The following is a 15497-nucleotide window of genomic DNA, read 5'->3' as shown; positions in this document are numbered from 1 at the left end:
CCGAATACTTCGGCGCAGACGCGGGTCAGGGCTGCGGTCAGAGTGGTCTTGCCGTGGTCAACGTGACCGATGGTGCCCACGTTCAGGTGCGGTTTACTGCGTTCAAACTTTTCTTTTGCCACGATTAGTAACCTCTTCAATTAGCCAGGAAGCAATCAGCCTTGCTTCTTGATGATAGCGTCAACGATGTTCGAGGGAGCCTCGGCGTATTTGGAGAACTCCATGGAGTAGCTGGCACGTCCCTGGGACATGGAGCGTACATCCGTGGCGTAACCAAACATCTCACCCAGCGGAACCTCAGCGCGGATGACCTTCCCGGAGGGAGAGTCTTCCATACCCTGAACCAGACCACGACGACGGTTGAGGTCACCCATCACGTCACCCATGTAGTCCTCAGGGGTCACTACTTCAACTTTCATGATCGGCTCGAGCAGAACGGCACCGCCTTTCTGGGCCAGCTGCTTGGTGGCCATGGAAGCGGCGATCTTGAACGCCATTTCGCTCGAGTCGACATCATGATAAGAACCATCAAAGATGGTTGCCTTGAGGCTGAGCAGCGGGTAACCGGCGAGAACACCGTTCTTCATCTGCTCATCAATGCCCTTCTGTACCGCAGGAATGTATTCCTTGGGTACCACACCACCAACCACTTCGCTGGCGAACACCAGGCCTTCGACGCCTTCTTCGGCCGGCTCGAAGCGGATCCAGACGTGACCGAACTGACCGCGACCACCGGACTGACGAACGAACTTGCCTTCGATCTCGCAGGTGTTGCGGATAGCTTCACGGTAGGCCACCTGGGGCTTGCCGATGTTGGCCTCGACGTTGAATTCGCGCTTCATGCGGTCAACGATGATGTCCAGGTGCAGCTCACCCATACCACCGATGATGGTCTGACCGGACTCTTCGTCGGTGCGCACGCGGAAAGAGGGGTCTTCCTGAGCCAGCCTGCTCAGAGCGACACCCATCTTCTCCTGGTCAGCCTTGGTTTTCGGCTCGACCGCTACGTGGATAACCGGCTCGGGGAAATCCATGCGCTCCAGAACGATGGGCTTCTCGATGTCACACAGGGTGTCACCGGTAGTCACGTCCTTCATGCCGATCAGGGCGGCGATGTCACCAGCGCGCAGCTCCTTGATCTCTTCGCGGCTGTTGGCCTGCATCTGAACCATACGGCCGACGCGCTCTTTCTTGCCCTTGACCGAGTTGAGCACAGAGTCACCGGAGCTCAGCACACCGGAGTACACGCGGACGAAGGTCAGGGTACCGACGAAGGGGTCGGTAGCGATCTTGAACGCCAGAGCAGCGAACGGCTCGTCATCACTGGAAATACGCTGATCAGTGATCTCATCGCTGTCGGGGCTGACACCCTTGATGGCCTCAACTTCGTCCGGAGCCGGCAAAAAGTCGATCACCGCGTCCAGCACCAGCGGCACACCCTTGTTCTTGAACGAGGAGCCACAGACAGCCGGGACGATCTCGCTGGCCAGAGTACGCTGACGCAGGCCGGCCTTGATCTCTTCCAGAGACAGGTCGCCCTCTTCCAGGTACTTGTTCATCAGCTCTTCGTTGGCTTCGGCGGCGGACTCGACCAGATTTTCACGGTACTGCTGAGCCAGCTCGGCCATGTCCTCGGGAATCTCTTCCTCGCGGAAGGTCATGCCCAGATCGTCATCGTTCCAGTAGATGGCCTTCATGCGCAGCAGATCGACCTGACCGACGAAGTTCTCTTCGGAGCCGATGGGCAGCTGCAGCGGCACCGGGGTGTGACCCAGGCGCTTTTTGATCTGCTCGACCACGCGCAGGAAGTTGGCCCCCTGACGGTCCAGCTTGTTCACATAAACGATACGCGGTACGCCGTACTTGTTGGCCTGACGCCATACGGTCTCGGACTGCGGCTCTACACCCGAAGTGCCACAGAACACCACCACGGCGCCGTCCAGCACGCGCAGGGAACGCTCTACTTCAATGGTGAAGTCAACGTGGCCGGGGGTGTCGATAACGTTGATGCGATGTTTCTTGTACTGCTTCTGCGAACCCTGCCAGAAGGCGGTAACGGCAGCGGAGGTAATGGTAATACCGCGCTCCTGCTCCTGGGCCATCCAGTCAGTGGTACTGGCGCCGTCATGGGTCTCGCCCATCTTGTGGTTCACGCCAGTGTAATACAGGATCCGTTCCGTGGTTGTGGTTTTGCCCGCATCGACGTGCGCACAAATACCGATATTTCGGTACAGATTGATCGGGGTTGTACGAGCCACGATAGTCTCCTGAGTCGTTGTTTAGAAGCGATAGTGTGAGAAGGCCTTGTTGGCTTCAGCCATACGGTGCACGTCTTCACGCTTCCGAACCGCTGCGCCTTTGCCTTCGGCTGCATCAAGGAGTTCGCCGGCAAGACGCAGATCCATCGATTTCTCGCCACGCTTACGGGCAGCATCTACCAGCCAGCGCATTGCCAGAGCATTGCGGCGGGAGGGACGCACTTCAACCGGAACCTGGTAGGTGGCACCACCTACACGGCGGGATTTGACCTCGACCAGCGGAGCGATGGCATCCAGTGCTTTCTCGAACACTTCAACCGGATTATCAGTCTTGGTGCGCTCTTTCACTTTGTCCAGTGCACCGTACACGATACGCTCAGCGGTGGATTTCTTGCCGCTTTCCATTACATGGTTCATGAATTTGGCGAGAATCTGGCTGCCATACTTAGGTTCTGGCAGGATCTCACGTTTTGCCGCTACACGACGTCTTGGCATGATAAGCCCTCAAAACGGTCTTCAGGTTAGCTCAGGACTGAAACACTTGTGTTACGCCTGACCTTACTCTTATCGACTCAGGTTAAAAGAATTCAAAAACTTACTTCGGACGCTTGGCGCCGTACTTGGAACGACCCTGCTTGCGGTCTTTCACACCGGAGGTATCCAGAGAGCCGCGAACAGTGTGGTAGCGCACACCCGGCAGGTCCTTTACACGGCCGCCGCGAATCAGAACGACGCTGTGCTCCTGCAGGTTGTGGCCTTCACCACCGATATAGGAAGAAACTTCAAAGCCGTTGGTCAGGCGTACGCGGCAGACCTTACGCAGAGCCGAGTTCGGCTTTTTCGGCGTGGTGGTATATACGCGAGTACATACTCCACGACGCTGCGGGCAGTTCTGCAGCGCGGGCACGTCGCTTTTTTCAGCAACACGCTTGCGCGGCTTTTGAACCAGCTGGTTGATTGTTGCCATCTAGCAAAACTCCATAGATGTCCCTGGGACATATTAAATAAAACGGCAGGGCGAAACGCCCCGCCTATTTTAGGGGTACGGAATTCTATAGATCCCATACCCGAGCGTCAAGCCGCCCGCCGCGCAGGGCGACGGGCAACCTGGATCAGTTGCCGCTGAAGTTCAGCGCATCGGACAGCGCCTGTTCGACTTCACTGGCGCTCACCTTGGTCGGCTTGTCAGCCATGCGCTGACGCTTGCGCTCGGCGTGGTAGGCCAGGCCGGTACCGGCCGGAATCAGACGACCGACGACCACGTTTTCCTTCAGACCGCGCAGATGGTCGCGCTTGCCGGTGACGGCAGCCTCGGTCAGCACGCGGGTGGTCTCCTGGAAGGAGGCCGCGGAAATGAAGGACTCGGTGGACAGCGACGCCTTGGTGATACCCAGCAGTACCCGCTCGTACTTGGCCGGGAACTTGTCCTGGGCAATCAGGGCTTCATTCTCTTCCAGTACCTGGGTCAGCTCGACCTGGTCACCCTTGATGAAGCTGGAGTCACCGGACTCGGTGATCTCAACCTTGCGCAGCATCTGACGGATGGTCACTTCGATGTGCTTGTCGTTGATCTTCACACCCTGCAGGCGGTACACATCCTGAATCTCGTTGACGATGTACTTGGCCAGCTCGCTGACACCCAGCAGACGCAGGATATCGTGCGGGTTGCTCGGACCATCGGAGATGACCTCACCCTTGGTGACCTGTTCACCCTCGAACACGTTCAGGTGACGCCACTTCGGAATCAGCTCCTCGTACGGATCGCTGCCATCGGTGGGCGTGATCACCAGACGACGCTTGCCCTTGGTTTCCTTGCCGAAGGAAATCGTTCCGCTGATTTCCGCCAGGATTGCCGGCTCTTTCGGACGACGCGCCTCGAACAGGTCGGCCACACGCGGCAGACCACCGGTGATGTCCCGGGTCTTGGAGGTTTCACGCGGAATACGCGCGATCACGTCACCGATGTTCACTTCGGCACCGTCGGACAGGTTGACCTGGGTCTTCTCCGGCAGGAAGTACTGCGCCGGCACATCGGTGCCCGGCAGCATAAGTTCCTTGCCATCGGAGCCGATCAGCTTGATGGTCGGACGGATGTCCTTACCTGCGGACGGACGCTCGTGAACGGCCATCACCTCGATGTTGCTCAGACCGGTCAGCTCGTCGGTCTGACGTCGGATGGTGATGCCCTCTTCCATGCCGACGAACTGGACGGTACCGGCGATCTCGGTAACGATCGGGTGGGTGTGCGGGTCCCACTTGGCCACGACCTGACCGGCCTGCACCTGTTCACCTTCATGGATCAAGATGACCGCACCGTAGGGCAGCTTGTAACGCTCGCGCTCACGACCGAACTCGTCGGCCAGTGCCAGCTCACCGGAACGGGATACCGCTACCAGCGCGCCGTCATCACGGGTCACGTGCTTGAGGTTGCTCAGGCGGATGGTACCGGCGCTCTTGACCTGGATGCTGTCCTGAGCGGCGGTCCGGCTGGCGGCACCACCGATGTGGAAGGTACGCATGGTCAGCTGGGTACCCGGCTCACCGATGGACTGGGCAGCGATAACACCCACCGCCTCACCGATGTTGATCAGGTGACCACGAGCCAGGTCGCGACCATAGCAGGTGGAGCACACGCCGTAGCGGGTCTCGCAGGTGATCGGCGAACGCACGATGACCTCATCGACACTGTTGGTCTCGAGGAAGTCGACCAGCTTCTCGTCGATCAGGGTACCGGCGGCCAGAATGACTTCTTCCGTGCCCGGCTTGAGAACATCCTGGGCGGCAACCCGGCCCAGTACGCGCTCGCCCAGCGGCTCGACGATATCACCGCCTTCGATATGCGGCTTCATGACCAGACCCTGGTCGGTGCCACAGTCGACCTCGGTGATCACCAGGTCCTGGGCCACGTCAACCAGACGACGGGTCAGGTAACCGGAGTTCGCGGTCTTCAGTGCGGTATCGGCCAGACCCTTACGGGCACCGTGGGTCGAGATGAAGTACTGCAGTACGTTCAGACCTTCACGGAAGTTCGCGATGATCGGCGTCTCGATGATGGAGCCGTCCGGCTTGGCCATCAGGCCCCGCATACCCGCCAGCTGGCGGATCTGTGCAGCGGAACCCCGGGCACCGGAGTCGGCCATCATGTACATGGAGTTGAAGGATTCGTGGGCGATCTCGTTGCCTTCACGATCCTTGATGCGGTCGACCTTGAGGTTCTCCATCATGGCCTTGGAGATCTCGTCGTTGGCGCGGGACCACAGGTCGATCACCTTGTTGTACTTCTCACCGGCGGTTACCAGACCGGAGGCGTACTGATCCTCGATTTCCTTCACTTCGGCGGTGGCGCGCTCGATGATCTCGGCCTTCTCTTCCGGGATCTCGAAGTCGTTCACACCGATGGAGGCACCGGAGATGGTGGAGTAGGCAAAACCGGTGTACATCAGCTGGTCGGCGAAGATCACGGTTTCCTTCAGACCCACCACGCGGTAGCTGGTGTTGATCAGCTTGGAAATCGCCTTCTTGCGCAGCGGCTGGTCGACCAGGGAGAACGGCAGCCCCTTGGGCAGGATCTGGAATAGCAGCGCGCGGCCGGTCGTAGTCTCGACCAGACGGGTTTCGGTGGTGGAGTTGCCCTCTTTGTCGATGACGGTCTCGGTGATGCGCACCTTGATCATCGCATGCAGGGCCAGCTGGCCGGTACGGTAGGCCATCTCCACTTCGCTGATGCTGCTGAAGGCCATGCCTTCACCCTTGGCGTTCACCAGGGAGCGGGTCATGTAGTACAGACCCAGTACCACGTCCTGGGACGGCACGATGATCGGCTCACCGCTGGCGGGCGACAGGATGTTGTTGGTCGACATCATCAGCGCACGGGCTTCCAGCTGGGCCTCGAGGGTCAGCGGAACGTGGACGGCCATCTGGTCACCGTCGAAGTCGGCGTTGTACGCGGCACAGACCAGCGGGTGCAGCTGGATGGCCTTGCCTTCGATTAGCACGGGCTCAAAGGCCTGGATACCGAGACGGTGCAGTGTCGGCGCACGGTTGAGCAGTACCGGGTGTTCGCGGATGACCTCGGCGAGGATGTCCCACACCTCCGGCAGTTCGCGCTCGACCATCTTCTTGGCCGCCTTGATGGTGGTGGCCAGGCCGCGGTGCTCCAGCTTGCCGAAGATGAACGGCTTGAACAGCTCCAGGGCCATCTTCTTGGGCAGACCGCACTGGTGCAGACGCAGGGTCGGACCCACCACGATCACCGAGCGACCGGAGTAGTCCACGCGCTTGCCCAGCAGGTTCTGACGGAAGCGACCCTGCTTGCCCTTGATCATGTCGGCCAGGGACTTCAGCGGGCGCTTGTTGGTGCCGGTGATGGCACGGCCGCGACGGCCGTTGTCCAGCAGTGCGTCGACGGATTCCTGCAGCATGCGCTTTTCGTTGCGCACGATGATGTCCGGCGCAGCCAGATCCAGCAGGCGCTTGAGGCGGTTGTTGCGGTTGATGACCCGGCGATACAGATCGTTCAGATCGGAAGTGGCAAAGCGGCCACCGTCCAGGGGCACCAGCGGTCGCAGGTCCGGCGGCAATACCGGCAGAACGGTCATGACCATCCACTCGGGCTTGTTGCCGGAGCTCTGGAAGGCTTCCATCAGCTTCAGACGCTTGGACAGCTTCTTGATCTTGGTTTCCGAAGTGGTCTGCGGGATTTCTTCACGCAGACGGCTGATCTCGTGGTCCAGATCCAGACCGCTGAGCAGCTGGAACACGGCTTCGGCACCCATGCGGGCGTCGAACTCGTCACCGAATTCTTCCAGGGCTTCGAAGTACTGCTCGTCGTTCAGCAGCTGACCCTTCTCCAGCGTGGTCAGACCGGGCTCGATCACCACATAGCTTTCGAAGTAGAGCACGCGCTCGATATCACGCAGGGTCATGTCCAGCAGCAGGCCGATACGGGACGGCAGTGACTTCAGGAACCAGATGTGGGCAACCGGCGAGGCCAGCTCGATGTGGCCCATGCGCTCGCGGCGGACCTTGGCCAGCGCCACTTCCACACCGCACTTCTCACAGATCACGCCACGGTGCTTGAGGCGCTTGTACTTGCCGCACAGGCACTCGTAGTCCTTCACCGGTCCGAAGATCTTGGCGCAGAACAGGCCGTCGCGCTCCGGCTTGAAGGTACGGTAGTTGATGGTCTCCGGCTTCTTGACTTCGCCATACGACCAGGACCGGATCATTTCCGGCGATGCCAGTCCGATCCGGATGGAATCGAACTCTTCAATCTGTCCCTGGGACTTGAGCAGGTTCAGTAAGTCTTTCAAGGCCTATACTCCTCGCAGTGTCTCAAGGGCGGCGGATCGCACCGCCCGAGACGTGGGCAGTCGGTGGTTATTCGGATTCCAGGTCGATATCGATGGCCAGAGAACGGATTTCCTTGACCAGCACGTTGAAGGACTCGGGCATGCCGGCCTCCATGCGATGGTCGCCGTCCACGATGTTCTTGTACATCTTGGTACGGCCGTTCACGTCATCCGACTTCACAGTCAGCATCTCCTGCAGGGTGTAGGCGGCACCGTAGGCTTCCAGTGCCCAGACCTCCATCTCCCCGAAGCGCTGACCGCCGAACTGAGCCTTACCACCCAGCGGCTGCTGTGTGACCAGACTGTAGGAACCGGTCGAACGGGCGTGCATCTTGTCGTCGACCAGGTGGTTCAGCTTGAGCATGTACATGTAGCCCACAGTCACCGGCCGGTCGAAGGGGTTGCCGGTACGGCCGTCGTACAGGGTCATCTGACCGCTGTCCGGCAGGTCCGCCAGACGCAGCATGTGCTTGATCTCGTGCTCTTCGGCACCATCGAACACCGGGGTCGCCATGGGCACACCGCTGCGCAGGTTGTTCGCCAGCTCGATGATCTCGCTGTCGCTGAGGGCGTCAAGGTTTTCCTGACGACCGCCCACCTTGTTGTACACCTCGTCGAGGAACTCGCGCAGCTCGGAGACCTTGCGCTGCTCGTCGAGCATGCGGTTGATCTTCTCCCCCAGGCCCTTGGCTGCCAGACCCAGATGGGTCTCGAGGATCTGACCGACGTTCATCCGTGAAGGTACGCCCAGCGGGTTGAGCACGATGTCCACCGGCACGCCGTTCTCGTCGTAAGGCATGTCTTCCACCGGCATGATGACCGAGATGACACCCTTGTTACCATGACGGCCGGCCATCTTGTCACCGGGCTGGATGCGGCGCTTGATAGCCAGGTAGACCTTGACGATCTTCAGCACGCCCGGAGCCAGGTCATCGCCCTGCTGCAGCTTGCGCTTCTTGTCCTCGAACTTCTCGTCGAGCAGCTTGCGACGGTCAACCAGGTAGGCCTGGGTGCGCTCCAGCTGTTCGTTGAGGTTGTCCTCGCTCATGCGCAGCTTGAACCACTGGCCGCGCTCGATGCCCTCGAGGATCTCGGCGGTCAGCACTGTGCCCTTCTTCACGCCGGCACCACCTTCAACGGTGTGACCGATCAGGGCCGCGGACAGACGCTCGAAAGCGGCGGTTTCAACGATGCGGAACTCTTCCTGCAGGTCCTTGCGGATCTCGTCGAGCTGCTGTTTCTCGATGGCCAGGGCACGGCTGTCGCGTTCCACGCCATCACGGGTGAACACCTGGACGTCGATGACGGTACCCTTGGTGCCGGTGGGCACACGCAGGGAGGTGTCCTTCACGTCGGAGGCCTTCTCACCGAAGATCGCGCGCAGCAGCTTCTCCTCCGGAGTCAGCTGGGTTTCGCCCTTGGGCGTGACCTTGCCGACCAGGATGTCGCCGGGGCCGACCTCGGCACCAACATAGACGATACCGGCCTCATCCAGCTTGCCCAGCGCCGCTTCACCGACGTTGGGAATATCGGAGGTGATCTCCTCCGGCCCCAGCTTGGTGTCGCGGGACACGCAGGTCAGTTCCTGGATGTGGATGGTGGTGAAACGGTCTTCCTGTACCACGCGCTCGGAGATGAGGATGGAGTCCTCGAAGTTGTAGCCGTTCCATGGCATGAAGGCCACGCGCATGTTCTGACCCAGGGCCAGCTCGCCCATGTCCACGGAGGAACCATCAGCCAGGATGTCGCGGGCAGCAATCACGTCACCTTTCTTCACCAGCGGCCGCTGGTTGATGCAGGTGTTCTGGTTGGAACGGGTGTACTTGGTCAGGGTGTAGATATCCACACCAGCCTCGCCCGCTTCCACCTCGTCATCATTGACGCGGATAACGATACGACTGGCGTCTACCGAGTCCACTACCCCGCCGCGACGGGCAGCAACACAGACCCCGGAGTCCTGGGCCACGTTGCGCTCCATGCCGGTACCGACCAGCGGCTTCTCGGCGCGCAGAGTGGGTACGGCCTGACGCTGCATGTTCGACCCCATGAGGGCGCGGTTGGCATCGTCGTGCTCGAGGAAGGGAATCAGCGAAGCGGCCACGGAGACCACCTGACGGGGGGACACGTCCATCAGGGTGACTTCTTCGGGCGCCTTGACGCTGAACTCGTTCATGTGGCGGACGGCGACCAGCTCTTCAACCAGCTTGCCATCACGCACTTCCGCGCTGGCCTGGGCGATGACGTGATCGGCTTCTTCGATCGCCGACAGGAACACGATCTCGTCGGTTACCACGGTGTCCTTGACGCGACGGTAGGGGCTTTCGAGGAAGCCGTACTCGTTGGTCCGGGCGTAGGTGGCCAGGGAGTTGATCAGACCGATGTTCGGTCCTTCAGGGGTCTCGATCGGGCAGACGCGACCATAGTGGGTCGGGTGTACGTCACGCACCTCGAAGCCGGCACGTTCACGGGTCAGACCACCCGGCCCGAGCGCGGAGACGCGGCGCTTGTGGGTGACCTCCGACAGCGGGTTGTTCTGGTCCATGAACTGGGACAGCTGGCTGGAACCGAAGAACTCCTTGACTGCCGCTGCCACCGGTTTGGCGTTGATCAGGTCCTGGGGCATCAGGCCTTCGCTCTCGGCCATGGACAGCCGCTCCTTGACCGCCCGCTCAACGCGCACCAGGCCCACGCGGAACTGGTTCTCGGCCATTTCGCCAACGGAGCGGATACGACGGTTACCCAGGTGATCGATGTCGTCGACCACGCCCTTGCCGTTACGGATGTCGACCAGGGTCTTGAGCACCTCGATGATGTCTTCCTTGCTCAGCACGCCAGGGCCTTCGATCTCTTCGCGACCGATACGGCGGTTGAACTTCATGCGGCCGACGGCGGACAGGTCGTAGCGGTCGCTGCTGAAGAACAGGTTGTTGAACAGGGTTTCAGCGGCATCCTTGGTCGGCGGCTCGCCGGGACGCATCATGCGATAGATCTCCACCAGCGCATCGAGCTGGCTGGTGGTGGTATCGATACGCAGGGTGTCGGAGATGAAGGGACCGCAGTCGATATCGTTGGTGTACAGGGTCTCCAGATGGGTGACACCTGCCTTGATCAGCTTCTCGATCAGTTCGGCGCTGATTTCGGTGTTGCATTCGACCAGGATTTCACCGGTGGCCGGATGCACGACCGGCTTGGCGATGGTACGGCCGATCAGATAGTCGAAGGGCACTTCGAGGCTGGAAACGCCGGCTTTCTCCAGCTGGTTGATGTGTCGTGCAGTGATACGACGGCCTTTCTCGACGATCACCTTGCCCTTGCCATCGGTGATATCGAAGGTGGCGATCTCGCCACGCAGGCGCTGCGGCACCAGCTCCAGTTGCAGGGTCTCGCCGTGCACCTGGAACTTGTTGGTGTCGTAGAAGATATCCAGAATTTCCTCGGCCTGATAACCCAGAGCGCGCAGCAGCACGGTCGCCGGCAGCTTGCGGCGGCGGTCGATACGGACGAAGACCGCATCCTTGGGATCGAACTCGAAGTCCAGCCAGGAGCCGCGGTAGGGAATCACGCGGGCGGAATACAGCAGCTTGCCGGAGCTGTGTGTCTTGCCACGGTCGTGGTCGAAGAACACACCCGGGCTGCGGTGCAGCTGGGAAACGATCACACGCTCGGTACCATTGATCACGAAGGTACCGTTCTCGGTCATCAGGGGTATTTCACCCATGTAGACTTCCTGCTCCTTGATGTCCTTGATCGCCTTGCTGGCAGATTCACGATCAAAGATGATCAGGCGCACTTTAACGCGCAGCGGAACCGCATAGGTCACGCCACGCAGCACACATTCCTTGACGTCGAAAGCCGGCTCACCCAGCCGGTAACCGACATACTCGAGCGCCGCATTACCGGAATAGCTGATAATGGGGAAAACAGATTTGAAGGCCGCGTGCAGACCGATATCACGAACGCTGTCCTTGTCCGCATCGGCCTGCAGGAATTCCCGGTAGGAATCCAGCTGGATCGCCAGCAGATAGGGCACGTCCATCACATGCGGCAGTTTGCCAAAGTCCTTGCGGATACGTTTTTTCTCAGTGTATGAGTAAGCCATCAGCGTTCCCCAGCTTGGTCACCTGCTTGAGTGGCTCCCCCGACGGGGAAGCCTGAAAATGCTTGCAAGACCTGGTCTTGCGCACTCGCCTGGAGTGGAATCCGTTGCAGCCCCGCGGGGCTGCAACGGAAAAAGGCCGGTGGCTCACAGGCCACCAGCCATCAATCCGATCATCGATCAGACTGTCGATGCAAGGTCGCGCAAGCTTACTTGAGCTCGACCGTTGCACCAGCCTCTTCCAGCGACTTCTTCGCGGCTTCGGCTTCTTCCTTGGATACGCCTTCCTTCACGGTGGACGGAGCGCCGTCTACCAGGGCCTTGGCTTCTTTCAGACCCAGACCGGTCAGTTCGCGAACGGCCTTGATGACGTTCACTTTCTTGTCGCCGGCGGCAGCCAGAACGATGTTGAACTCGGTCTGCTCTTCAGCAGCGGCAGCACCGCCAGCAGCCGGGCCAGCTACAACAGCAGCGGCGGCGGAAACGCCGAACTTCTCTTCCATGGCGGCGATCAGTTCAACGACCTGCATGACGGACATTTCGGATACTGCGTTGATGATATCTTCGTTGGTCAGAGCCATGACTCTATATTCCTGTATTGGGGGACACCCCTTGGGGCATCAAAACATTAAAAGCAAACGACGAAAGCAGTGGGCAGCCTATCAGGCAGCTTCGGCTTCCTTCTGATCGCGGACTGCAGCCAGCGTACGAACGAACTTGCTGGTGGCGCCTTGGATAACGCTCATCAGCTGTGCGATTGCTTCGTCGTAAGTCGGCAGAGAAGCCAGCTTGTCGATCTGGTCAGCTGCAAGGTAATTGCCTTCAAACGCGGCTGCCTTGATCTGGAACTTGTCCTGGCTCTTGGCGAATTCCTTGAACAGGCGGGCAGCGGCGCCCGGATGCTCATTGGAAAACGCGATCAGAGTCGGACCGACAAAGACGTCGTTCAGGCACTCGTATTCGGTACCTTCAACAGCACGACGCAGCAGGGTGTTACGTACGACACGTACGTACACGCCAGCTTCGCGAGCGTCTTTGCGCAGACCAGTCATGGCAGCTACGCCTACACCGCGGGCATCAGCCACAACGGCAGACAGCGCACCTTTGGCAGCTTCGTTGACTTCAGCGACGATGGCCTTTTTGTCTTCGAGCTTGATTGCCACGGGTTCTACTCCTGGATTTACCATTAATCGCCAGAGGCGATATGTTTTGGTGTCTGATCCAGCCTGCACTGAATCTTGAGCACCATCTGCGTAGGTCCGGGATGATTCCCGATTTAAGACTCACATCACCTACGGTCTTGGATAGCCCCCAACTGGCAGGGACCCCAATAGTTGGCGCGCCGCAGGCGACGCGCCGATACATCAGATATTCAGCGAAGCATGATCAACTTGCAGACCCGGGCCCATGGTGGTGCTCAGGGATACGCGCTGCAGGTAGACACCCTTGGAGGTGGACGGCTTGGCTTTCTTCAGGTCAGCCAGCAGAGCTTCGACGTTCTCCTTCAGCTTGACCGGCTCGAAACCGACCTTGCCTACGGAGCAGTGAATGATGCCGTTCTTGTCGGTACGGTAGCGCACCTGACCAGCCTTGGCGTTCTTCACGGCGGTAGCCACGTCAGCGGCAACGGTACCGACTTTCGGGTTCGGCATCAGGCCGCGGGGACCCAGTACCTGGCCCAGCTGGCCGACAACGCGCATGGCGTCGGGGGAAGCAATGACCACGTCGTAGTTCAGATCACCGGCCTTCATTTCGGCAGCCAGGTCGTCCATGCCGACCTTGTCAGCACCGGCAGCCAGTGCGGCTTCGGCGTTGGCACCCTGGGTGAATACGGCAACGCGAACGGTCTTGCCGGTGCCGTGGGGCAGCAGGGTAGCGCCACGTACAACCTGGTCGGACTTGCGCGGGTCAACACCGAGGTTGACAGCCACATCCACGGATTCGACGAACTTGACATTGGACAGCTCGGTCAGCAGCTGGGCGGCCTCTTCGAAGCTGTACACCTTGGTGCTGTCGACTTTCTCTTTGATCGCCTTCTGGCGCTTGGTCAGCTTGGCCATTACACACCCTCCACGGTCAGACCCATGCTACGGGCGGAACCCGCGATGGTGCGTACAGCTGCTTCCAGATCGGCAGCGGTCAGATCAGCCTGCTTGGTCTTGGCGATCTCTTCCAGCTGAGCGCGGGTAACGGTACCCACTTTCTGGCTGTTCGGACGAGCGGAACCGCCCTTCACGCCTGCGGCCTTCATCAGCAGAACGGCAGCGGGAGTACTCTTGGTTTCAAAAGTGAAGCTGCGGTCGCTGTATACGGTGATGATCACGGGAGTCGGCAGACCCGGCTCTACGCCCTGGGTCTTGGCGTTGAACGCTTTGCAGAATTCCATGATGTTGACGCCGTGCTGGCCCAGAGCCGGGCCTACCGGCGGACTCGGGTTAGCCTGGCCGGCCTTGACTTGCAGCTTGATATAAGCCTGAATCTTCTTTGCCATCAGTTTTCTCCATTGGGTGCTAGCGCCTTGCGGCTCCCCGTTAATGTATTGCCCACCGACAACAAAACCCCGCACTGCCTTCAGGCATTGCAGGGTTCAGGCGGGCGAATGAACTCAGCCTTTTTCTACCTGGCCGAATTCGAGCTCCACAGGCGTGGGGCGACCGAAAATGAGAACAGCCACCTGAACACGGCTCTTCTCATAATTCACTTCTTCTACAACACCGTTGAAATCGGCGAAGGGACCGTCAATGACGCGAACCACTTCACCCGGCTCGAACAGCGTCTTGGGCTTGGGCTTGTCGCTGCCGTCGGCAACGCGACGCAGGATGGCTTCGGCTTCGCGATCGGTAATGGGGGCAGGCTTGTCGGCAGTGCCACCGATGAAGCCGAGCACGCGAGGAGTATCCTTGACCAGGTGCCAGGTGCCTTCGTTCATTTCCATCTGCACCAGCACATAACCCGGGAAGAACTTGCGTTCACTCTTGCGCTTCTGTCCGCTGCGCATTTCCACCACTTCTTCGGTGGGCACCAGGATCTCACCAAACTGGTCTTCCATTCCGGCCAGCTTGATACGCTCCTGCAGCGAGCGCATTACGTGCTTTTCAAACCCGGAGTAGGCATGTATGACGTACCAACGCTTGGACACGGAACACCTTTAGCCAATGAACATAGAAATAATCCAACCCAGCAGGGTATCAAGCCCCCAGAGGATCAGGGCCATGATCAGCACGACCGCCACAACGATCAGGGTTGTTTGAGTGGTTTCCGTACGGGTTGGCCAGACGACCTTGCGTATCTCAATACGCGCTTCCTTGAGCAGGGACCAGAAGGCCTTGCCTTTGGCGGTCTGCAGGGCCACGAAGCCCGCGACCAGGCCGAGCGCGACCAGCGCTACGGCACGATACAAAACAGATTCAGCTGCGAAATAATGGTTACCAGCTACGCCGACAAAAACGATTACCGCCACAACGATCCACTTAAGAACGTCCAAGCGGCTGTCGTGAGTTTCTGCCCTGGTGCTCATCTATCGTACTATCCTGTTTTGTCTTTGCCAGATAATCTGGCAGGCCAGGAGGGAATCGAACCCCCAACCTGCGGTTTTGGAGACCGCCGCTCTGCCAATTGAGCTACTGGCCTGTAATCGCAGTTGAGCCGGCAATGATACCGGCTCAACAGAGCAAGATCAATCACTAATTAAGCGATGATCTTGGCAACCACGCCGGCGCCAACGGTACGGCCGCCTTCGCGGATAGCGAAGCGCAGACCTTCTTCCATGGCGATCGGAGCGATCAGGGTAAC

13 protein-coding genes and 1 tRNA gene are annotated in these 15497 nt (G+C 59.6%); all 14 read right to left on the bottom strand.

The genetic code is table 11. The annotated features are described in order from the left end of the window. A partial coding sequence (locus BM046_RS15915) for a GTP-binding protein (RefSeq protein ID WP_235818306.1) occupies positions 1-122 on the bottom strand: 122 nt, incomplete at its 3' end. Between the two features lie 33 nt (positions 123-155). After that, entirely contained in the window at positions 156-2258 is a 2103-nt protein-coding gene (gene fusA / locus BM046_RS15910) for an elongation factor G (protein WP_090541357.1), read from the bottom strand. A 21-nt stretch (positions 2259-2279) separates the two neighbouring features. Beyond that, positions 2280-2753, bottom strand: coding sequence for a 30S ribosomal protein S7 (gene rpsG, locus BM046_RS15905; protein WP_090541354.1), 474 nt, complete (start codon positions 2751-2753; stop codon positions 2280-2282). Between the two features lie 100 nt (positions 2754-2853). Continuing rightward, a complete protein-coding gene (rpsL, locus tag BM046_RS15900; protein WP_036993737.1) occupies positions 2854-3225 on the bottom strand; it encodes a 30S ribosomal protein S12 in 372 nt (123 codons plus the stop codon). A 145-nt stretch (positions 3226-3370) separates the two neighbouring features. Further along, positions 3371-7570: a DNA-directed RNA polymerase subunit beta' gene (gene rpoC, locus BM046_RS15895; protein ID WP_090541351.1), complete on the bottom strand. Its 4200-nt coding sequence runs from the start codon at positions 7568-7570 to the stop codon at positions 3371-3373. A 67-nt stretch (positions 7571-7637) separates the two neighbouring features. Beyond that, a complete protein-coding gene (gene rpoB, locus BM046_RS15890; protein WP_090541348.1) occupies positions 7638-11708 on the bottom strand; it encodes a DNA-directed RNA polymerase subunit beta in 4071 nt (1356 codons plus the stop codon). Positions 11709-11914: 206 nt separating this feature from the next. Then, positions 11915-12286: a 50S ribosomal protein L7/L12 gene (gene rplL, locus BM046_RS15885; RefSeq protein ID WP_090541345.1), complete on the bottom strand. Its 372-nt coding sequence runs from the start codon at positions 12284-12286 to the stop codon at positions 11915-11917. Between the two features lie 81 nt (positions 12287-12367). After that, complete coding sequence (gene rplJ / locus BM046_RS15880; RefSeq protein ID WP_090541339.1) at positions 12368-12868, bottom strand: 50S ribosomal protein L10; 501 nt, start codon at positions 12866-12868, stop codon at positions 12368-12370. A 201-nt stretch (positions 12869-13069) separates the two neighbouring features. Beyond that, a complete protein-coding gene (gene rplA, locus BM046_RS15875; protein ID WP_090541336.1) occupies positions 13070-13765 on the bottom strand; it encodes a 50S ribosomal protein L1 in 696 nt (231 codons plus the stop codon). Next, positions 13765-14196 carry a 50S ribosomal protein L11 gene (rplK, locus tag BM046_RS15870; protein ID WP_090541333.1) on the bottom strand — a complete coding sequence of 144 codons (432 nt, stop codon included), beginning with the start codon at positions 14194-14196 and terminating at the stop codon, positions 13765-13767. Before rplK ends, rplA begins: the two co-directional genes overlap by 1 nt. Positions 14197-14310: 114 nt before the next feature. Further along, positions 14311-14844, bottom strand: coding sequence for a transcription termination/antitermination protein NusG (nusG, locus tag BM046_RS15865; protein ID WP_090541330.1), 534 nt, complete (start codon positions 14842-14844; stop codon positions 14311-14313). 9 nt (positions 14845-14853) lie between these two features. Beyond that, positions 14854-15222: a preprotein translocase subunit SecE gene (secE, locus tag BM046_RS15860; RefSeq protein WP_090541327.1), complete on the bottom strand. Its 369-nt coding sequence runs from the start codon at positions 15220-15222 to the stop codon at positions 14854-14856. 37 nt (positions 15223-15259) lie between these two features. Next, positions 15260-15335: transfer RNA gene (locus BM046_RS15855), tRNA-Trp, on the bottom strand. 57 nt (positions 15336-15392) lie between these two features. Continuing rightward, the coding region (locus tag BM046_RS15850; protein WP_456236162.1) for an EF-Tu C-terminal domain-related protein at positions 15393-15497 on the bottom strand (105 nt) is incomplete at its 5' end.

The sequence above is a fragment of the Halopseudomonas formosensis genome (genome assembly GCF_900115905.1).
Taxonomy (GTDB): domain Bacteria; phylum Pseudomonadota; class Gammaproteobacteria; order Pseudomonadales; family Pseudomonadaceae; genus Halopseudomonas; species Halopseudomonas formosensis.
Note: the sequence above shows the minus strand (reverse complement) of the source record. Positions and strands in the feature narration are given on the sequence as shown.